General features: G+C 71.3%; 16 protein-coding genes and 1 rRNA gene. 9 read left to right on the plus strand and 8 right to left on the minus strand.

The genetic code is table 11. The features are described from left to right. Positions 1-95, plus strand: a 5S ribosomal RNA gene (gene rrf, locus ACIGXP_RS15165); the annotation flags it as partial. Positions 96-198: 103 nt separating this feature from the next. On the opposite strand, the gene ACIGXP_RS15170 is transcribed toward rrf, so the two are convergent. From ACIGXP_RS15170 to ACIGXP_RS15190, 5 genes are read right to left on the minus strand one after another with little or no spacing between them, the layout of a single operon-like run. Further along, the gene (locus ACIGXP_RS15170; RefSeq protein WP_399768459.1) at positions 199-1,509 is read right to left on the minus strand and encodes a DUF58 domain-containing protein; all 1,311 of its coding nucleotides are present in this window, start codon (positions 1,507-1,509) and stop codon (positions 199-201) included. Further along, positions 1,509-2,498, minus strand: a complete 990-nt coding sequence (locus tag ACIGXP_RS15175; protein WP_399769080.1) for an AAA family ATPase — start codon at positions 2,496-2,498, stop codon at positions 1,509-1,511. The genes ACIGXP_RS15170 and ACIGXP_RS15175 overlap by 1 nt, the downstream gene beginning before the upstream one ends. Next, positions 2,498-3,694, minus strand: coding sequence for a DUF4350 domain-containing protein (locus ACIGXP_RS15180; protein WP_399768461.1), 1,197 nt, complete (start codon positions 3,692-3,694; stop codon positions 2,498-2,500). The genes ACIGXP_RS15175 and ACIGXP_RS15180 overlap by 1 nt, the downstream gene beginning before the upstream one ends. After that, positions 3,691-4,470, minus strand: coding sequence for a DUF4129 domain-containing protein (locus ACIGXP_RS15185; RefSeq protein ID WP_399768463.1), 780 nt, complete (start codon positions 4,468-4,470; stop codon positions 3,691-3,693). The genes ACIGXP_RS15180 and ACIGXP_RS15185 overlap by 4 nt, the downstream gene beginning before the upstream one ends. 4 nt (positions 4,471-4,474) lie before the next feature. After that, on the minus strand, positions 4,475-5,860 hold the full coding sequence (locus tag ACIGXP_RS15190; RefSeq protein ID WP_399768465.1) for a glycerophosphoryl diester phosphodiesterase membrane domain-containing protein: 1,386 nt from the start codon (positions 5,858-5,860) through the stop codon (positions 4,475-4,477). 140 nt (positions 5,861-6,000) lie between these two features. Between ACIGXP_RS15190 and mtnA the strand changes: the two genes are divergently transcribed. The 7 genes from mtnA to ACIGXP_RS15225 all read left to right on the plus strand — a co-directional run bounded on the left by mtnA (position 6,001) and on the right by ACIGXP_RS15225 (position 14,714). Continuing rightward, positions 6,001-7,143, plus strand: a complete 1,143-nt coding sequence (gene mtnA / locus ACIGXP_RS15195) for an S-methyl-5-thioribose-1-phosphate isomerase (protein ID WP_399768467.1) — start codon at positions 6,001-6,003, stop codon at positions 7,141-7,143. Positions 7,144-7,147: 4 nt separating this feature from the next. Continuing rightward, positions 7,148-7,837: a two-component system response regulator MtrA gene (gene mtrA / locus ACIGXP_RS15200; protein WP_191870552.1), complete on the plus strand. Its 690-nt coding sequence runs from the start codon at positions 7,148-7,150 to the stop codon at positions 7,835-7,837. 1 nt (position 7,838) lies between these two features. Continuing rightward, positions 7,839-9,953, plus strand: a complete 2,115-nt coding sequence (mtrB, locus tag ACIGXP_RS15205; RefSeq protein WP_399768470.1) for an MtrAB system histidine kinase MtrB — start codon at positions 7,839-7,841, stop codon at positions 9,951-9,953. Beyond that, positions 9,943-11,775 carry an LpqB family beta-propeller domain-containing protein gene (locus ACIGXP_RS15210; protein ID WP_399768472.1) on the plus strand — a complete coding sequence of 611 codons (1,833 nt, stop codon included), beginning with the start codon at positions 9,943-9,945 and terminating at the stop codon, positions 11,773-11,775. The genes mtrB and ACIGXP_RS15210 overlap by 11 nt, the downstream gene beginning before the upstream one ends. A gap of 125 nt (positions 11,776-11,900) precedes the next feature. After that, positions 11,901-12,761 (plus strand): ComF family protein, encoded by an 861-nt coding sequence (locus ACIGXP_RS15215; RefSeq protein WP_399768474.1) that lies wholly within the window; start codon positions 11,901-11,903, stop codon positions 12,759-12,761. A gap of 312 nt (positions 12,762-13,073) precedes the next feature. Further along, positions 13,074-13,766 (plus strand): ribosome hibernation-promoting factor, HPF/YfiA family, encoded by a 693-nt coding sequence (gene hpf / locus ACIGXP_RS15220; protein WP_399768476.1) that lies wholly within the window; start codon positions 13,074-13,076, stop codon positions 13,764-13,766. A gap of 201 nt (positions 13,767-13,967) precedes the next feature. Next, positions 13,968-14,714: a response regulator transcription factor gene (locus tag ACIGXP_RS15225; protein ID WP_363213839.1), complete on the plus strand. Its 747-nt coding sequence runs from the start codon at positions 13,968-13,970 to the stop codon at positions 14,712-14,714. A 29-nt stretch (positions 14,715-14,743) separates the two neighbouring features. On the opposite strand, the gene ACIGXP_RS15230 is transcribed toward ACIGXP_RS15225, so the two are convergent. Both ACIGXP_RS15230 and ACIGXP_RS15235 read right to left on the minus strand, forming a co-directional pair. Further along, complete coding sequence (locus tag ACIGXP_RS15230; protein WP_399768479.1) at positions 14,744-15,946, minus strand: winged helix-turn-helix domain-containing protein; 1,203 nt, start codon at positions 15,944-15,946, stop codon at positions 14,744-14,746. Positions 15,947-15,998: 52 nt separating this feature from the next. After that, a complete protein-coding gene (locus ACIGXP_RS15235; RefSeq protein ID WP_399768481.1) occupies positions 15,999-16,568 on the minus strand; it encodes a GNAT family N-acetyltransferase in 570 nt (189 codons plus the stop codon). 252 nt (positions 16,569-16,820) lie between these two features. On the opposite strand from ACIGXP_RS15235, the gene secA reads away from it, so the two are divergent. After that, positions 16,821-19,631, plus strand: a complete 2,811-nt coding sequence (gene secA, locus ACIGXP_RS15240; RefSeq protein ID WP_363213842.1) for a preprotein translocase subunit SecA — start codon at positions 16,821-16,823, stop codon at positions 19,629-19,631. A gap of 122 nt (positions 19,632-19,753) precedes the next feature. Here secA and ACIGXP_RS15245 read toward each other — a convergent pair whose 3' ends face one another. Next, positions 19,754-20,341: an Rv3235 family protein gene (locus tag ACIGXP_RS15245; protein WP_399768483.1), complete on the minus strand. Its 588-nt coding sequence runs from the start codon at positions 20,339-20,341 to the stop codon at positions 19,754-19,756. Between the last annotated feature and the right edge of the window lie 4 nt (positions 20,342-20,345).

Here is a 20,345-nt window from a genome sequence, read left to right on the forward strand (position 1 = left end):
AAACGCCCGGTTACATTCCGAACCCGGAAGCTAAGCCTCACAGCGCCGATGGTACTGCAGGGGGGACCCTGTGGGAGAGTAGGACGCCGCCGAACAAATTTTGAGAAAACCCCCGCACCACACGGTGCGGGGGTTTTCTGCGTTCAGAACGCATACTGATGCATCCCCGAAGGGCGGCATAGCCGGAGCGATCAGTCATCAGAGCCGGCCCGCCGCCTTCAGAGACAGATACGCGTCCGCCAGAGCCGGCGCCAGCTCCTCCGGTGTCGCGTCCACGACCGTCACCCCGTGCCGTCGTAGCTGCTCCGCGGTGCGCTGACGTTCGCTCTGTGCCTGAGCCGCTGCCGCGGCCTCGTACACCGCCTCCGCGTTTCCTCGGGCCTCAGCCATGCGTGCGATGTACGGGTCGGCCACCGAGGCGACCAGGAGGGTGTGCCGCTGTGCGAGCTGCGGGAGTACGGGGAGCAGCCCCTGTTCCACCGGGGCCGCGTCGAGCGTCGTGAGCAGCACGATCAGGGAACGGCGAGGTGCCGTGCGCAGAGCCGCCGCGGTGAGCCCGCGGGCGTCGGTCTCGACGAGCTCCGGTTCCAGTGGCGCCATCGCGTTCACCAGGCCTGGCAGTACGTCTCCCGCTGAGCGGCCCTGGACCAGGGCCCGTACACGGCGGTCGTACGCCAGAAGAGCCACGCGGTCGCCGGCTCGGGAGGCCAGTGCCGCGAGGAGGAGCGCGGCGTCCATGGAGGCGTCGAGGCGCGGGGCGTCGCCCACACGGCCGGCCGAAGTGCGGCCGGTGTCCAGGACGAGCAGGATGTGCCGGTCCCTTTCCGGGCGCCACGTGCGGACGGCGACGGCGGACTGGCGGGCGGTGGCTCGCCAGTCGATCGAGCGGGTGTCGTCTCCGGGCACGTACTCGCGCAGGCTGTCGAACTCCGTTCCCTCACCGCGTGTCAGAACGCTGGTGCGGCCGTCGAGTTCACGCAATCGGGCGAGTTTCGACGGGAGGTGCTTTCGGCTGGTGAACGGGGGCAGAACTCGTACCGACCAGGGCAGTTTGTGGGCGCCTTGGCGGGAGAACAGTCCGAGGGGGCCGTAGGAGCGGATCGTCACGCGGTCGGCCTGGCGGTCGCCGCGACGGGTCGGCCGCAGTCTGGTCGTCACGCGCCTGCGTTCGCCCGGCGGGACGGTCAGACGGTGGCGGGAGGCCTCGGTCTCGGTGCCGGGCTGCCAACTGCTGGGCGGCCAGGCGTCCCGCAACTGTGCCCGCAGCAGGCGCCGGGAGGGGTTGGTGATCGTGAGCGTGACGTCGGCGGTCTCGCCGAGACGGGTGGAGGTGTCACCGGAACGGGACAGGACGAGCCGTCGTACGGGGGCGGCGAGTGCGTAGTCGCAGGCGCAGGCGAGGGCCAGTGGGCCGTTGACCGCGAGGATCCCCGTCCAGCCGGGTTCGAGGATGCCGACGGGGATGGAGCCGAGGGCCGCGAGGAGGGCGGCGCGTCCGGTGAGGGCCATCAGCGGGGGACCGGGACGTGGGCGAGGATGGCGTTGATGACGGAGTCTGCTGTCACGCCTTCCATCTCCGCCTCGGGGCGCAGCTGGACGCGGTGGCGCAGCGTGGGCAGGGCGAGGGCTTTGACGTCGTCGGGGATGACGTAGTCGCGGCCCGTCAGCCAGGCCCAGGCGCGCGAGGTGGCCAGGAGGGCGGTGGCACCGCGGGGGGAGACGCCGAGGGTGAGGGAGGGCGACTCGCGGGTGGCGCGGCAGATGTCCACGACGTAGGCGGTGATCTCTGGGGACACGGTCGTCTTGGCGACGGCGGCGCGGGCGGCTTCCAGCTCGGCGGGGCCGGCGACGGGGCGTACGCCGGCGGCGCGCAGGTCGCGTGGGTTGAAGCCGGAGGCGTGGCGGGTCAGGACGTCGATCTCCTCCTGCCGGGAGGGCAGAGGGACCGTCAGTTTGAGGAGGAACCGGTCCAGTTGGGCTTCGGGGAGGGGGTAGGTGCCCTCGTACTCGACCGGGTTCTGTGTCGCGGCGACCAGGAATGGTTCGGGGAGCGGGCGGGGGGTGCCGTCGACCGTGACCTGCCGTTCCTCCATGGCTTCGAGGAGGGAGGACTGGGTCTTGGGTGGAGTGCGGTTGATCTCGTCCGCGAGAAGGAGGTTGGTGAAGACCGGGCCTTCCTGGAAGGAGAACTCGGCGGTGCGGGTGTCGTAGACGAGGGAGCCGGTGACGTCGCTCGGCATCAGGTCCGGTGTGAACTGGACGCGTTTGGTGTCGAGTTCGAGGGCGGATGCGAGGGCGCGGACGAGCAACGTTTTGGCGACTCCGGGGACTCCTTCAAGGAGAACGTGTCCGCGGCAGAGGAGGGCGACGACGAGGCCGGTCACGGCGGGGTCCTGGCCGACCACGGCTTTGGCGATCTCGGCGCGCAGGGCTTCCAGGGATGCGCGGGCGGTGCCCGTGTCCCCGGTGTTCCCGGCGTTGTCAGTGGTCGGGTCCATCATGAACGGCGTACCTCTCTTTCGAGGGCGTCGAGTTGGTCGGTCAGTGCGATGAGGGCCGCGTCGTCGCCGGGCGGCGGTCCGAAGAGGAGTGAGTGCAGGGCCTGTCCGTCGCCGGAGAGGTGGGCGGACAGAGCGGGGAGCAGGGCCTCGGGCGTGTGTGCCTGGGTGACGGGGACGCCGACGAGGGGGGCGAGGCGGATGCGGGTGCGGGAGCGAAGTGCGGCGGCGGCGCGGTCGCGGGCGTTGGCCTTGCGATAGAGGCGGGCGCGGCCTTCGGCGGTCTCGGAGGCGCGGATTGCGACGGGGAGTCGTTCGGGCACGAGGGGACCGAAACGGCGGGCCCGCCAGAAGGCGGCGAGGACCGCTGCGACGAACAGTTGCAGGGTGCCCCAGAGCCAGCCCGAGGGGAGCAGGTCGAGGAAGTCCTTCCGGTCGCCGGTGTCGGTGGCCGAGGCGTCGGAGAGCGAGGGGAGGTACCAGACCAGATGCGGGCGGGAGCCGAGGAGTTGGAGGGCGAGCGAGGCGTTGCCCTGCTTGTCGAGGCGGTCGTTGTAGAGGATGTCTGGCGCGCCGAGCACGACGGTGTCACCGCCCGCGGATGCCTCGGGGATGCGGAGCAGGGTGGCGAGGCGTGCGCTGAAGTAGCAGGAGTCGGCGTCGAGGTGGGTGGTGGTGTAGCGGATCCCGCCGGTGTCGGCGCTGCCCGCGCGCCGGGCTTCGGGCAGGGCGCAGTCGGGAGCGAGTGTCGTGCCGGTGCTGGTGGCGGGGTCCGCTGTCACTCCTGGAACCAGTCGCTGCACGGACGGGCTGCCGGCCGCGACGAGGACGGTGCGCCCGCCGGAGGCCGCGGTGGCCTTGTGCAGCTGGTCCTGCTGACGCGGGGTCAGCAGGTCGGGCACGGCGACCAGGAGGGTGGTGTCGGGGCCGGCGGCGGCGCGTGCCGCGCCGAGCGTGGTGACCACACGCGTGGAGACGCCTCGGTCGGAAAGGAGCCGGGCGACGGCGCGGCTGCCGTAGGGGTCGGCGGAGCGCGGGTCGAGTTCGCCGTGCCGGGCGGTGGAGCGTACGGCCGCCATGGCGACGGCCCCGGCCAGGATCAGCACGACGGCGAGGGCGATGCCTCGTGCGCGCGTCCAGACCTGGCGGGCGGTGGGCGCGGTGGAGGTCGTCGGCAGCGTGGCCTCGGCGGTCACTCGGCGGCCCCCTGGTCGGTGCTGGGGGCCGTGCCGGCGGTGCTGTGGGCGAGGGCGGGCCTGGTGCGTTCCAGGTCGCGGTCGAGTTCGGCGATGCGGAGGTACGACTGCTCACCGGCCGTGCGTCCGCCGTATGTCACGTCGTCGAACTCGCGGGCAGCAGCGCGCAGCCGGTCCGTGTGCGCGGGCAGGGTACGGCCGGCTTCGTGGGCTGCTTCGTCGGCGGTGCGGCCGGGACGGGCGTCGAGGAGTGTCCGCTCCTCCAGGGAGCGGACGATGGCCCGCATGCGTTCCTGCACGGCCTGGTTCCAGTGGCCCTGGGCGGCGTGCGCCTCGCTGGCCGCGCGGTGTTCGGCGGCGCTGCGGGGGCGGTCGTCGAACAGGACGGCGGCGGAGCCGGGTTGCCGGCGGGGGGTGCCGAGGCGCCACCACAGGGCGGCCAGGACGGCGACGACGAACAGGACGACGACGATCAGGCCGACCGTGCCGCCGGGTGTCGCGGAGGCGGCCGAGTTGAGCAGCCGGTCGAGCCAGTGCCAGAACGCGTTCAGTGCGCGCTGGAACAGTCCGGGGTCGTTCTCGTGGTACATCCGCTTGGACAGCTCGCGGCGGGCCGCATCCCGCGCGGGATCACGCGGGATGGTCACGGGCGGCTCGTCTCCCGAGCCGCCTGCTGCGCGGACGGTCGTGTCGGCAGCGCGCAGCAGGCCTCGTACGACCGTTTCAGCGGCGCGGGACGAGGCCGCCGCCGTGAGTACTCCCCCCGTGAGGCTCACCGCATCAGCTCCCCGGGAGGGGACCGGGCGAGCCGGTGGCGGAGGCCTGGACGCCGGCGGCACGGGCCAGTTCGAGGTCGAGGGCCTCGCGGCGGATGCGCTGGTCGATGTAGAGGAGCACGGTGACGCCGGCACTGATCGGCAGGGTGAGTGCGCTGCCGATCAGGGTGCCGATTCCCTGGATGACCAGGGCCGTCCAGCCGGGGTGTCCGCCGCCGGTGCCGAGCAGGTTGTTGATGCCGTCGCCGCTCACGGCGGCTCCGACGACGGTGAAGGGGATGGCGATGAGCGCTTGCACGATCCGGACGATGAGTCCGGTGAGCAACAGGATGCCGAATGTGCGCCACCAGGAGCCGCGTACCAGCTTCGCGGAGCGGCTCATGGCCTTCACGATGCTCTGCCGTTCCAGCATCAGGGCGGGAGTCGACAGACAGAATCGGATCACCAGCCACGTCGTGACGACGGTGGCTCCGAGGAGGCCCAGGAACAGCAGGCCCGCCCCTGCGACCACGTCGTCGCCGGCGAACATGACGAGGATGCCGGGCAGCGTCCCGGCGCACATGACTCCGACGACGATCAGTCCCAGCAGGAGGATCAGGCCGAACAGCCTCGGGAGTTGCGGGCGGGCGTCGCGCCAGGCCTCGCCGAGGGCGACCGGCCTGCCGAGGACGGCGCGGCTGGTGATGGTCGTGAGCAGGGCGGTCGCGATGATCACGGCGATCGTGGAGATCACAGCGACGATGCCGGTGCCGGCCATGACGTCGGGCAGGGCACGAAACACGTCGTCGGGGTTGGCGTCACGGCTGCCCAGTTGCACCTGGGCGAGGGCGTCGTTCAGGACGAAGCCCTGCATGAGGACGAGGGCGGTTGTCGTGACCAGAGCGACCCCGAGCGAGACGCCGAGCACCGTGCGCCAGTAGGTGCGCATGGTGGAGACGGCGCCGTCGAGGATCTCGCCGACGCCGAGCGGACGCAGCGGGATGACACCGGGCTTGGCAGCGGGCGGGGGGCCGCCCCAGCCGCCGCCCCAGGCTCCGTAGCCGCCGGGGGTGCCGTAACCGCCGTAGCCGGGCGGAGGGCCTGCGTAGCCGCCTCCGTGGCCGCCGGGCCCCGGGCCCATGGGCGGCCGGCCGCCCCAGCCCGGACCGGGCGGAGGGGGCGGAGGGGTCTGGTTCGGGCTGGGGGCACCGGTGGGCGCGGACCACTGGCCGGGGGGCGGCTGCTCCGTGGACCACTTCACGCCCGGGCTCTGCGCGTTCCCGTCCGCCTGCGGTGCGGGTGGGGTGTCGCCGGGGCGGTCTGCAGGCTCGGCGGGACGGGACGCGCCGGGTTCCCGTCCCTCGGACGACGGGGCGGATCCGGGCGAGGCCCAGCCCGGAGTGTCTGTCATCGAAGCTCCTTCTCGGTGCCCGTCCGCGGTCGCGGCGGCAGGTTGGCAGACATCGTGCCATGGGGTGGTCACCGGGGGATGGGCCGCGGTGGGCGCTGGATCCCTTCAATTGTCCGCCGGATCCGGGGCAGACTGACCGCATGGCTGATCAGCAGGCGCGAACCGACGGGGACAAGCGGCCGACCGAGATACCTGCGATCCGATGGGAGGAACCACCCGAAGGCCCTGTGCTGGTCCTTCTCGACCAGACGCGGCTGCCGGCCGAGGAGGTCGAGCTGGTGTGCACGGACGCGCCGGCGCTGGTGGAGGCGATCCGTTCGCTCTCCGTGCGCGGTGCGCCGCTGCTGGGGATCGCGGGCGCGTACGGTGTCGCGCTCGCCGCCGCGCGCGGCTTCGACGTGGCCGAGGCGGCAGGGGCGCTCGAGGGCGCCCGGCCCACCGCGGTGAACCTGTCCGTCGGCGTGCGCCGGGCCCGGGCCGCACATCAGGCGGCGCTGGCCAGGACCGGGGATCCCACGGAGGCGGCCGCGGCGGCGCTGGCCGCGGCGCGGGCGCTGCACCGGGAGGACGCCGAGGCCAGCACCCGGATGGCGGCGCACGGTCTGGCGCTCCTGGACGAGTTGCTGCCCGGCGGCGGGCACCGGATCCTCACCCACTGCAACTCCGGTTCGCTGGTGTCGGGCGGCGAGGGCACGGCCTTCGCGGTGGCCCTGGCGGCGCATCGCGAGGGGCGGCTGCGGCGGCTGTGGGTGGACGAAACGCGTCCGTTGCTGCAAGGTGCTCGCCTGACGGCGTACGAAGCGGCCCGCAGCGGCATGGCGTACACCTTGCTCACCGACAACGCGGCGGGGTCCCTGTTCGCGGCGGGTGAGGTGGACGCGGTGCTGATAGGGGCGGACCGGATCGCGGCCGACGGTTCGGTGGCGAACAAGGTGGGGAGCTATCCGCTCGCTGTGCTGGCGAGGTACCACCATGTGCCGTTCATCGTGGTGGCGCCGGTGACGACGGTCGATCCGGACACCCCTGACGGGGCGTCCATCGAGGTCGAGCAGCGACCCGGCTTCGAAGTGACGGAGGTCACAGCACCCCAGGTGCCGGTGACAGGAGCAGGAGGCGGGATTCCGGTGGCACCCCTGGGGACCCAGGCGTACAACCCGGCGTTCGACGTGACGCCGCCCGAGCTGGTGACGGCCATCGTCACCGAGGAGGGAGCCGTTTCACCCGTGACGGCCGAGGCTCTTGCGGAGCTGTGTGCCAGGTCACGCCAGGTAACGATTAGCTAATGGGATGATGTCGTTTATGAAGGGACGAGTCCTTGTCGTCGACGACGACACCGCACTGGCCGAGATGCTCGGGATCGTGCTGCGTGGTGAAGGTTTTGAGCCGTCTTTCGTAGCCGACGGCGACAAGGCGCTGGCTGCTTTCCGGGAGACCAAGCCCGATCTGGTGCTGCTCGACCTGATGCTGCCCGGGCGGGACGGCATCGAGGTGTGCCGGCTGATCCGGGCGGAGTCCGGGGTGCCGATCGTGATGCTCACGGCGAAGAGCGACACCGTCGACGTGGTCGTGGGCCTGGAGTCGGGCGCCGACGACTACATCGTCAAGCCGTTCAAGCCGAAGGAGCTGGTCGCCCGGATCCGGGCGCGGCTGCGGCGGTCGGAGGAACCGGCGCCGGAGCAGCTGACCATCGGTGACCTGGTCATCGACGTGGCCGGGCACTCGGTGAAGCGGGACGGGCAGTCGATCGCCCTGACCCCGCTGGAGTTCGACCTGCTGGTCGCACTCGCCCGTAAGCCGTGGCAGGTGTTCACGCGTGAGGTGCTGCTCGAGCAGGTGTGGGGCTACCGGCACGCTGCCGACACGCGGCTCGTGAACGTGCACGTCCAGCGGCTGCGTTCCAAGGTCGAGAAGGACCCGGAGCGGCCGGAGATCGTGGTGACCGTCCGTGGTGTCGGTTACAAGGCCGGGCCGAGCTGACATGTCCGGGGACAGCGCCGCTTCGGCCCCCGGCCGGTCCGGGGCCCGTCCGGGGCGGTCTGTCGGCCGGACGGCGGGTGCCCGGTTCAGGGGTCTTTTCGAGGGTGGGCTGCTCGAGGGCGGGGTCCACGGCAGCCCGGTCATCAGGCTGTTCCTGCGCTGGGTGCGCCGTCCGCTGCTGCCGGTGATGCGGCTGTGGCGGCGCAACATCCAGCTGCGGGTCGTCGCCACGACGCTGGTGATGTCGCTGGGCGTGGTCCTGCTGCTCGGCTTCGTCGTGATCGGGCAGGTCCGCAACGGCCTGCTGGACGCGAAGGTGAAGGCCTCGCAGAGCCAGGCCACGGGCGGCTTCGCGGTGGCCAAGCAGAGGGCCGACGAGGCGGCCAGCGGCGCCGCTACCGGTGCCGGCGCCGGCGCGGCCGCCGGGAGCGGCACCGCCGACGGCACCGCCACCGTGGACGGCCGGCAGTCGCAGAACGTCATCCAGTGGATGAGTGACCTCGTCGAGTCGTTGTCCAGCGGCGGCGCGGGCGCCTTCGACGTCGTCACGCTGCCCGTGGGCGACGACAGCGGCGGTGGGCGCAGCCCGCGCGGTTCCGGGAACGTCAATCCGACCTCCAGCGTGCCCGCGGACCTGCGCGAGAAGGTCAACGGCAATATGACCGCCGCCCAGAGCTACACCCGGATCGTGTACTCCAACGGCAAGGAGTCGCAGCCGGCGCTGGTCATCGGCAAGCAGGTCAACGACCCCAACGGGCGGCCGTACGAGCTGTACTACCTCTTCCCGCTCACCCAGGAGGAGAAGTCGCTGAGCCTGGTCAAGGGCACGCTCGCGACCGCCGGGCTGTTCGTCGTCGTGCTGCTCGGTGCCATCGCCTGGCTGGTGGTGCGGCAGGTCGTCACGCCGGTGCGGATGGCGGCCGGGATCGCGGAGCGGCTGTCCGCCGGGCGGCTGCAGGAGCGGATGAAGGTCACCGGCGAGGACGACATCGCGCGCCTGGGCGAGGCCTTCAACAAGATGGCGCAGAACCTCCAGGTGAAGATCCAGCAGCTGGAGGACCTGTCGCGGATGCAGCGCCGGTTCGTGTCGGACGTCTCGCACGAGCTGCGGACTCCGCTGACCACGGTGCGCATGGCCGCCGACGTCATCCATGAGGCGCGCGAGGACTTCGACCCGGTGACCGCGCGGTCGGCCGAGCTGCTCGCCGACCAGCTGGACCGGTTCGAGTCACTGCTCGCGGACCTGCTGGAGATCAGCCGCTTCGACGCGGGGGCGGCGGCGCTGGAGGCCGAGCCGATAGACCTCAGGGACGTCGTCCGGCGTGTGGTCAGCGGCGCCGAGCCGCTCGCCGAGCGCAAGGGCACGCACATACGCGTGGTCGGCGACCAGCAGCCCGTCGTCGCCGAGGCCGACGCCCGCCGGGTGGAGCGCGTGCTGCGCAACCTCGTCGTCAACGCCGTCGAGCACGGCGAGGGCAAGGACGTCGTCGTCAAGCTCGCCGCGGCCGGCGGCGCGGTCGCCGTCGCGGTGCGCGACTACGGCGTGGGACTCAAGCCCGGTGAGGCGACGCGTGTCTTCAGCCGCTTCTGGCGCGCGGACCCGGCACGCGCGCGTACCACCGGCGGTACGGGCCTCGGGCTGTCGATCGCCCTGGAGGACGCGCGGTTGCACGGCGGCTGGCTGCAGGCCTGGGGCGAGCCGGGCGGCGGCTCCCAGTTCCGGCTGACGCTGCCCCGGACCGCGGACGAGCCGCTGCGGGGCTCGCCGATACCGCTGGAGCCCAAGGACTCGCGCCGCAACCGCGGCCTCGACGAAGCGGGGCTGCCCGGAGGGGCCGAGGAGAAGCGGGCGACCGTCCCGGTGCAGCACGGTGGCGCCCAGGCGCCCGCGCTGCCGCCGCGCGCCCCCATCGCGCCCCGGCTGGTCGCTGCCGACCCGGCCGCGCTGCCCGGCAACGGCAACGGCGCGCGCGTGGTGTCCCGGCCCGCCGGCGGCCCGCAGCCCGCGGACGGCAAGTCCGCCACACCTCCGGCACCCGAAACGGGCGCGACCCGGCCCGATTCGGCCCAGGTGGAGGACTCGACCGAGCCAGGGGAGGCATTTCGTGGGCGCTGACCGCAAGGGGGGCGCCCGGCCCAGGCCTGGGCGCGCGGTGGCGTACGCCGCCTTGGGGGCCGTACTGCTGGCCGGGTGCGCCTCGATGCCCGACAGCGGGGACCTGCGGAACGTGGAGTCCACACCGCGGCAGGACACCCGGGTCCGGGTGTTCGCCATGCCGCCGGCCGAGGGCGCCGGGCCCGCCGAGATCATGCAGGGCTTCCTGGAGGCACTGACCAGCGACGACCCGGACTACGACACGGCCCGCAAGTATCTGTCGTCCGATGCGGCGCGCAGCTGGCGGCCGGAGCGGTCGACGACGGTCCTCGCGGGCGGCCCGAGCATCGAGCCGGACTGCCGGGCGGGCGCGGAGCCGACCAGTACCGTCACCTGTGTGCTGGCGGGCAGCAGGGTCGCGACGGTGGATGCCCAGCTGGCGTACGAGCCGGCCGGCGGCGCCTACCGCAAGAAGGTCCACCTCACGCGGAGCCCCAAGGACGGCCAGTGGAGGATCGACGGGCTGCCCGACGGTGTCGTCATGGGCAAGTCGGACTTCCAGCGCAACTACACGTCCGTCGACAAGTACTACTTCGCCTCCGACACCGCGGTCGGGTCGACGGGGCAGCCGGTGGCGGTCGCCGACCCGGTGTTCGTGCGCAGCAAGGTGGACCCGATGACGCAGATGGTCCGCTCGCTGATCGGCGGTCCCACCCGCTGGCTCCGGCCGGTCGTCAGGTCCAGCTTCCCGACCGGTGCGGCCCTGCAGAAGGACGCGTCGGGGCTGGCGCCGGACGACCAGAACAGGCTGACCGTGCCGCTGAACCTCCAGGCGTCCCAGGTCGCGCCGCGCAAGTGCACCGAGATGGCGACGCAGGTGCTGTTCACGCTGCGGAACCTGGCGCCGACGCTGGAGTCCGTGGAGCTGCAGGGCGCCGGCGGGCACCGGCTGTGCGATCTGAGCGAGGAGCGTGCCGAGGCCGTCGCATGGCGGGGGTCGGCCAAGAGCCCCGAGAACCTGTACTTCCTCGACGGCAAGCACCGACTGGTGCGCATACCGACGGGAAGCACGAGCACCAACGCCGTTCCGGTACCGGGTCCGCTGGGCGAGGGCGGCAAGGCGCTCGATTCGGTGGCCGTGTCGCGGGACGAGCACACCGCGGCCGGTGTCGGAGACCAGGGCAGGTCGTTGTACGTGACGTCGCTGGCGTCGGGCGGTTCGCTCGGGGACGCGCTGGTGACCAGCCAGGGTGCGACACCGGCCGACCGGCTGACGACACCGAGCTGGGACGCCCGGGGCGACCTGTGGGTGGCCGACCGTGACCCGCACCGCCGACGGCTGTACGTCATGGCACAGGGCGTCGCCAAACCGCAGGATGTCGCGGTCCCGGACCTGTCCGGGACGATCCTGGATGCGCGGGTCGCCGCCGACGGGGTGCGGATCGCGCTCGTCGTGAAGAAGGGCGACAAGCGGTCCCTGCTCATCGGCCGGGTCCAGCGCGACGACGGGACCGGGCAGGGTACGTCGGTCGTCGAACTGCGCTCGGCCGCACCGGACTTGGAGCAGGTCAGCGCCCTGTCGTGGGCCGGGGACAGCAGGCTGCTCGTCGTCGGCCGGGAGCAGGGCGGGGTGCTGCAGATGCGGTACGTCCAGGTCGACGGCTCCACGCTCGACGGTCCGGCGCCGGGCGCGCTCACCGGCGTGAAGTCGATCGCCGCGTCCGAGGACGAGCGGGTGCCGCTGGTGGCCTACTCGGAGGACGACGGGATCGTGCGGCTGCCGTCCGGGGCGCAGTGGCAGAAGGTGGACAAGGACGGGTCGGCACCGGTCTATCCGGGCTGAGCATCGCGCCACGCACCGCCCGTTCCCCCGTGCGGGTGACGGGCGGTGTGCGGTTCTCCGGGTTGTCCACAGGGTGTTGTCCACAGGAGTGGCCGGACGGCTTCGGTGTTGGCACAGTGGTGGACATGCGGGGGTGGTGGCGAGACCTCACCGACCTGGTGCTGCCGGCCGACTGCGCGGGCTGCGGGGCACCTCGTACGGTGCTCTGCCCGCGCTGCCGGGCCGCGCTGTGCGGTCGCGCGCCGCGGCGGGTGCGGCCGGTACCGGAGCCGGCCGGACTGCCGGTGGTGCATGCGGCGGCTCCGTACGCGGAGGAGGTGCGCACGCTTCTCCTCGCCCACAAGGAGCGGGGCGCGCTGGCCCTCACGGGAGAGCTGGGCGCCGCTCTGGCGGGGGCTGTGCTTGCGGGGCTCGGCGGGTGCGGTGCTGATGCGGGTGAAAGGGGGTCCGGGACCGTGCTGCTCGTCCCCGTGCCCTCCGCCCGGTGGGCCGTTCGGGCGCGTGGGCATGATCCGGTGCGGCGGATGGCGCTCGCGGCGGCCGGGGAGCTGCGGCGCAGCGGGACGCCGGCCAGGGTGGCCGCCGTGCTGCGCCAGCGGCGGCCGGTGGCGGACCAGGCCGGGCTCGACGCACGGCGGCGCCTTGCGAACCTGGCGGGCGCGCTGGAGGTGACGGCGGGCGGCGGCCCGTTGCTCGGGGCGGGACACGTCGTGCTCGTGGACGACCTGATCACGACGGGCGCCAGCCTCGCGGAGGCGGCACGGGCCCTGCGAGACGTGGCAGAGGAGCGAAGTCGAGTGAGAACAGCCGTGTACGGGGCCGTAACTCGGGAAGGAAGGGATGAACAGCGGACCGGAGCACGGACGGAGCGCGAGAAGTGGGTGCATGGTGCACCGGAAAAGCCGTCACCGAACACCGTCGGGCATGCGCTCCGTGCGGCCGTGATCGCCGCTCCGCGGGATTCTTTCGAAATAAACAGGAACTGATCGCCGACTTGCGTCGTTGCAGGCAGGGAGAGGGGTAATTCACCTGAACGGAGGTACGCCGGAGTAGAGGGTGACGACATCCGTCCGGGCGAGATATGTTCGGTTGTGAGGAAAGGCGCAGGCCACACCTCTCATATCGGAATGCCGTGCCACGGGTTTTCCGCAATCACCCGTGGCGGTGGGGTGGAGATCTCGCCCATGGGGGAGGAGGAGGTGGAAGTCACCGAGTCCGAGGTCCGGTGCTCACCGGACCTGGTGCGAAAGGGAGATGCTCCGCCGACCGAGCGGAGTGATCCGGGAACGGAGTTCTGCGTGGACATCGTCGTCAAGGGCCGCAAGACCGAGGTGCCCGAGCGGTTCCGCAAGCACGTGGCCGAGAAGCTGAAGCTGGAGAAGATCCAGAGGCTCGATGCCAAGGTGATCAGCCTCGACGTCGAGGTGTCCAAGGAGCCGAACCCCCGACAGGCCGACCGTTGCGATCGAGTGGAGATCACGCTCCGCTCCCGCGGTCCGGTGATCCGGGCGGAGGCAGCGGCCAGCGATCCCTATGCGGCACTCGACCTGGCGGCGGAGAAACTGGATGCCCGGCTGCGCAAGCAGCACGACAAGCGTTTCTCGCGCCGAGGCGCACGCCGGATCTCGGCGGCCGAGGTGGCCGACCACGTCCCGGGCGCGGCGACGCTGAACGGCACCGGCCTTGCCGTCTCGGAGGAAGAGACGGAGGGAGTGCCGACGAAGAAGATCGGCTCGCTGGAGGTCAAGGGTGACGGCCCTCTCGTCGTCCGCGAGAAGACCCACGTCGCCTCCCCGATGAGCCTCGACCAGGCCCTCTACGAGATGGAGCTGGTCGGCCACGACTTCTACTTGTTCGTCGACGCGGAGACGAAGGAACCGAGCGTCGTCTACCGGCGGCACGCCTACGACTACGGCGTGATCCACCTCAGCACGGATCCGATGGTCGCCGAGGCGCAGGCCCCCGCGGCAGGTGGCACGCTGGGCGGCTGACGTCCGGCCCACGCCGGTCCAGTGCCCCTGGAAGCGCGTGTGCGCCCCCAGGGGCACCTGTGTGCGACCACTTCACGCCCCGCACGTCACCTCCGTGTCGCCCGGGCATGAAATCATGACCGGACCGGCCCAACCGGTGGGCCGCTGCCTTGGGTTGGCGATGGCACAGGACCACGGGCCACAGCCTCAGGGGGAGGAACGATGGCGGACACCTTCGGACCGATGCGGGACGAGGATGGCGACGACGGTGTCATCGGCATGCGGCCGGACGCGGGCGCCGTACGCGCGGAGCCGATCAGAGTCCTGGTCGTGGACGATCACGCCCTCTTCCGGCGCGGCCTGGAGATCGTGCTCGCGGCCGAGGAGGACATCCAGGTCGTCGGCGAGGCCGGCGACGGCGCCGAGGCCGTGGACAAGGCCGCCGACCTGCTGCCCGACATCGTGCTGATGGACGTCCGCATGCCCAAGCGCGGCGGGATCGAGGCCTGCACCTCCATCAAGGAGGTCGCACCCAGCGCGAAGATCATCATGTTGACGATCAGCGACGAGGAGGCCGACCTCTACGACGCGATCAAGGCGGGCGCGACCGGATACCTCCTGAAGGAGATCTCCACGGACGAGGTGGCGACCGCCATTCGCGCGGTGGCCGACGGGCAGTCGCAGATCAGCCCGTCCATGGCGTCCAAGCTCCTCACCGAGTTCAAGTCGATGATCCAGCGCACCGACGAACGCCGCCTGGTGCCCGCGCCGCGGCTGACCGATCGGGAGCTGGAGGTCCTCAAGCTCGTCGCCACCGGGATGAACAACCGGGACATCGCCAAGGAGCTGTTCATCTCGGAGAACACCGTGAAGAACCACGTCCGCAACATCCTGGAGAAGCTCCAGCTGCACTCCAGGATGGAAGCCGTGGTCTACGCGATGCGGGAGAAGATCCTCGAGATCCGCTAGCGGCGGCGCGCCGGGCGCGCCGGGCGCGGCTAGGTGAGGATGCGGGCCAGTTCCCTCGTCAGGGGCTCGCGCAGGGCGGGCGTGTCCACCCGCTCCACCCGGACGTCCGTGCAGTTCACCCAGGTGGCGGCCTCGATCAGGGCCTGGGCGACCGCCGGAACCGCCTTCGGGCCGTCCAGGGTGACCTGCTTGGCCACCAGCGTGCGGCCCTCACGGGCCGGGTCGACCCGCCCGACCAGCCTGCCGCCCGCGAGCACCGGCATCGCGAAATAGCCGTAGACCCGCTTCGGCCTGGGCACGTACGCCTCCAGGCGGTGGGTGAAGCCGAAGATGCGCTCCGTGCGCGCCCGATCCCAGATCAGCGAGTCGAACGGCGACAGCAGCGTGGTCCGGTGACGCCCGCGCGGCGCCGTGGCCAGGGCCGCCGGGTCCGCCCAGGCGGGCTTCCCCCAGCCCTCGACCTCGACCGGCACCAGCCCCGAGTCGGCGATGACCGCGTCGACCTGCTCGCCCTTGAGGCGGTGGTAGTCGGCGATGTCCGCGCGCGTGCCGACGCCGAGGGACTCACCGGCCAGCCGGACCAGGCGGCGCAGGCACTCGCCGTCGTCCAGCTCGTCGTGCAGCAGCGCTTCCGGGACGGCTCGCTCGGCGAGGTCGTACACCCGCTTCCAGCCGCGCCGCTCGACGCACACCACCTCGCCGTACATCAGCGCGCGCTCCACGGCGACCTTGGTGCCGGACCAGTCCCACCACTCGTTCGTCTTCTTCGCGCCGCCCAGTTCCGTGGAGGTCAGCGGGCCTTCCGCGCGCAGTTGCTTGATGACCTGGTCGTAGGCGCCCTCGGGCAGCTCGTGGTTCCAGTGCGGGCGGTCCCGGTAGGCGCGGCGGCGGAAGGCGAAGTGCGGCCACTCCTCGATGGGCAGGATGCACGCCGCGTGCGACCAGTACTCGAAGGCATGCGGGCGGGCCGGCGACACACCCGTGGACGCGCCCTTCCAGTAGGCGGCCTCGACCGCCTTGCGGCCGACCGCACCGAGCCGGGCGTAGGCCACGAGTTCATGGGAGCGGGCGAGGACCGAGATCGTGTCGAGCTGGACCGCGCCGAGATGGCGCAGCACCCCGCGGACTCCGGCCCGCCGGTCGGGCGCGCCGAGGAAGCCCTGGGCCCGCAGGGCGATACGGCGGGCGTCGTCCGCGGTGAGAGTGGTGGTCGGGCGCGGCAGGGTCGTCATGCCCCGGACGATAGAGGGTGCCACTGACAGTCCTGGCTGACCTGCGGTTTCGCTAGACGCGCGCGGGCAGGTACGGCGCCGTGGACGGCAGGCCCAGGTCCGAGGGCAGCAGCGAACCGACCCAGCAGTCCCGGCGTACGCCCTTGTTGTTGACCGCGGAGCGCAGGGTGCCCTCGATGGCGAAACCCGCGCGTTCGGCCACCGCGCGGGAGGTGTGGTTGCCGACCTCGGCACGCCACTCGACCCGGTCGACGCCGACCTCGGTGAAGATCCACCGGCAGGCGGTGAGCGTGGCCTCGGTGACGTACCCCTGGCCGCGATGCTCCGTGGCCGCCCAGAAGCCGACCTCCGCCACGCCGAGCGAGCGCATGGTGAGACTGAGCATGCCGGCGAGTTCCCCGCCGGCGAGGAAGACGCCGAAGGTGAACATCGAACCCGCTGCCCAGCCGTCGGGGACGAGCTGCTCGGTGAAGCCGCTCGCGTGCTCGGGCAGATACGGCGACGGCACGGTGGTCCAGCGCTGGATGTCGGGGTCCTGCACGGCGTCGTACACCGCCTGCGTGTCGTGCGGGCCTACCGTGCGCAGGACCAGGCGGTCCGTGGTGAGTGTGACGGGGTCCATCGGCCGATTGTGCTCGGCCGCCCGCGGTCGGGCCATCCGTTTTCGCCATCCGTGAGCACGCGATCACAGTTCGCGCAATTCCTCCCGCCGATGCGGCACTATCGCCGTGGCCCGTCCGTTGTCCTTGATGAAGCAGCCGTCGGGCCGCCAGGCCTCCCGGCCCAGCCGGGTCCTCGCATACGATGGCCGTTGCTCAGTACGTCAAATGGAAACCGACCGTCCCAGGCCCGACCGGCAAGGAGACAAACCCCCGTGTCCGTCCTCTCGAAGATCATGCGTGCAGGCGAAGGCAAGATCCTGCGCAAGCTGCACCGCATCGCGGACCAGGTCAACTCCATCGAAGAGGACTTCGTCGACCTCTCCGACGCCGAGCTGCGAGCCCTCACCGAGGAGTACAAGCAGCGCTACGCAGATGGTGAGAGCCTGGACGACCTGCTCCCCGAGGCGTTCGCCACCGTGCGCGAGGCCGCCAAGCGCGTCCTCGGCCAGCGCCACTACGACGTGCAGCTGATGGGTGGCGCCGCCCTCCACCTCGGCTACGTCGCCGAAATGAAGACCGGTGAGGGCAAGACCCTCGTCGGCACGCTGCCCGCGTATCTCAACGCCCTCTCCGGAGACGGCGTCCACATCGTCACGGTCAACGACTACCTGGCCGAGCGCGACTCCGAGATGATGGGCCGCGTCCACAAGTTCCTGGGCCTGAACGTCGGCTGCATCCTCGCCAACATGACGCCGGCCCAGCGCCGCGAGCAGTACGCGTGCGACATCACCTACGGCACGAACAACGAGTTCGGCTTCGACTACCTGCGCGACAACATGGCGTGGTCGAAGGACGAGCTGGTGCAGCGCGGCCACAACTTCGCGATCGTCGACGAGGTCGACTCCATCCTGGTCGACGAAGCCCGTACGCCGCTGATCATCTCCGGCCCGGCCGACCAGGCCACCAAGTGGTACGGCGACTTCGCCAAGCTCGTCACGCGCCTGAAGAAGGGCGAGGCGGGCAACCCCCTCAAGGGCATCGAGGAGACCGGCGACTACGACGTCGACGAGAAGAAGCGCACGGTCGCCATCCACGAGTCCGGTGTCTCCAAGGTCGAGGACTGGCTGGGCATCGACAACCTCTACGAGTCGGTGAACACCCCGCTCGTGGGCTACCTGAACAACGCCATCAAGGCCAAGGAGCTCTTCAAGCGCGACAAGGACTACGTCGTCATCGACGGCGAGGTCATGATCGTCGACGAGCACACCGGCCGTATCCTCGCCGGCCGCCGCTACAACGAGGGCATGCACCAGGCGATCGAGGCGAAGGAAGGGGTGGACATCAAGGACGAGAACCAGACGCTCGCCACGATCACCCTGCAGAACTTCTTCCGCCTCTACAACAAGCTCTCCGGCATGACCGGTACGGCGATGACCGAGGCCGCCGAGTTCCACCAGATCTACAAGCTCGGCGTGGTCCCGATCCCGACCAACAGGCCGATGATCCGCAAGGACCAGTCGGACCTGATCTACCGCACCGAGGTGGCCAAGTTCGAGGCGGTCGTCGACGACATCGCCGAGAAACACGAGAAGGGCCAGCCGATCCTCGTCGGCACGACGTCCGTCGAGAAGTCGGAGTACCTCTCGCAGCAGCTCTCCAAGCGCGGCATCCAGCACGAGGTGCTCAACGCCAAGCACCACGAGCGTGAGGCGTCGATCGTCGCCCAGGCCGGCCGCAAGGGCGCGGTGACCGTGGCCACCAACATGGCCGGCCGTGGTACGGACATCAAGCTCGGCGGCAACCCCGAGGACCTCGCCGAGGCCGAGCTGCGCCAGCGCGGCCTCGACCCCGAGGAGCACATCGAGGAGTGGGCACACGCCCTGCCCGCCGCCCTGGAGAAGGCCGAACAGGCCGTCAAGGCGGAGAAGGAAGAGGTCGAGGCGCTCGGCGGCCTCTACGTGCTGGGCACCGAGCGGCACGAGTCGCGGCGCATCGACAACCAGCTGCGCGGTCGTTCCGGCCGTCAGGGCGACCCCGGCGAGTCCCGTTTCTACCTCTCGCTCGGCGACGACCTGATGCGCCTGTTCAAGGCCCAGATGGTGGAGCGCGTGATGTCCATGGCCAACGTGCCGGACGACGTGCCGATCGAGAACAAGATGGTCACGCGCGCGATCGCGTCCGCGCAGTCGCAGGTCGAGCAGCAGAACTTCGAGACCCGTAAGAACGTTCTGAAGTACGACGAGGTGCTCAACCGGCAGCGCGAGGTCATCTACGGTGAGCGCCGGCGCGTGCTGGAGGGCGAAGACCTGCATGAGCAGGTCCAGCACTTCATGGACGACACGATCGACGCGTACGTCGCCGCCGAGACCGCCGAGGGGTTCCCGGAGGACTGGGACCTGGACCGGCTGTGGGGAGCCTTCCGGCAGCTGTACCCGGTGAAGGTCACCGTCGAGGAGCTGGAGGAGGCCGCCGGCGACCGGGCGGGTCTCACCGCGGAGTTCATCTCCGAGTCCATCAAGGAGGACATCCACGAGCAGTACGAGGCCCGGGAGGCCCAGCTCGGCTCCGAGATCATGCGTGAGCTGGAGCGCCGGGTCGTGCTGTCGGTCCTCGACCGCAAGTGGCGTGAGCACCTCTACGAGATGGACTACCTCCAGGAGGGCATCGGCCTGCGCGCGATGGCGCAGAAGGACCCGCTGGTCGAGTACCAGCGCGAGGGCTTCGACATGTTCACCGCGATGATGGACGGCATCAAGGAGGAGTCCGTCGGCTACCTGTTCAACCTGGAGGTCCAGGTCGAGCAGCAGGTCGAGGAGGTCCCGGTCGAGGAAGCCGAGCCGGTCGGCGAGGGTGTCCACGACACGGTTCCGGCGCAGGCCGGGGCGCGTCCGGAGATCCGCGCGAAGGGGCTGGACGTTCCGCAGCGGCGGGATCTGCACTTCTCGGCGCCGACCGTGGACGGTGAGGGCGGCATCGTGGAGCGTGACCTCGAGGACGACGAGCCGGTGCGGTCGGAGTCGGACGGGCTGACCCGGGCCGAGCGGCGGCGGCAGGCCAAGGGCGGGCGGCGTCGTAAGAAGTAGCGGCTGCCCGCGGCGCGGTTGCCCGCGGCGCGTCGGCCGTTGAAGGGCCGGGTCCTTTTCGGGGCCCGGCCCTTTCGTGTTGCCTGCTTCCCGGTGCCCCGTGCCTGTGGCTGGGCGGTCGGTCAAGGGCGGGGGCCGGTTTCCACCGCTGTGCAGCGCCAGCGGAGGTCCTGGCCGAGTTCCAGGCGGAAGGCCAGGGCGCGGAGCCGGTCGCCGGCGGCGATGCGGGCGAAGACCTCCAGGGCGCCGTCGCGGGGGACGTAGTAGCCGATGTCGTGGACCTGGGGGCGGGAGCCTCGCGTACGCAGGGGGCCGCGTTCGGCCAGGCGGACCAGGTCGTCGTAGGCGCGGCCCGCGGTGTGGCGGAGCATCCAGTGCACGGGCCGTTGACCGCTCAGGACGGCCAGCAGGCGGTCGGCGAAGAGGTCGGTGGGGCGGGGCTGCCGTACCGACCTCCGGGGCGTTGTGCGGGCCGTTTCCGGAGCATCGGGCAGCGGGGCCGGTGCCGGCTCGGGACTCGTGGTCGGGCGGGGCCGGGCTGGTTGCGGGGTGGTGGCCGGCTGGTGGGCCGTCGGGCGGTGGGGCGGGATCCTGGGCGGGGCTCCTGCCGGGCGGCGGGTGTCGTGACGGGTGGGCGGGCGGTGGCGCGGGCGGGGCTGGGAGACGCGGCTCGTCGCCTTGTTCGCGGTGCGGCTCATGACCTTGTTCATGAAG

It is taken from the genome of Streptomyces sp. NPDC053069, assembly GCF_044546895.1.
GTDB lineage: Bacteria > Actinomycetota > Actinomycetes > Streptomycetales > Streptomycetaceae > Streptomyces.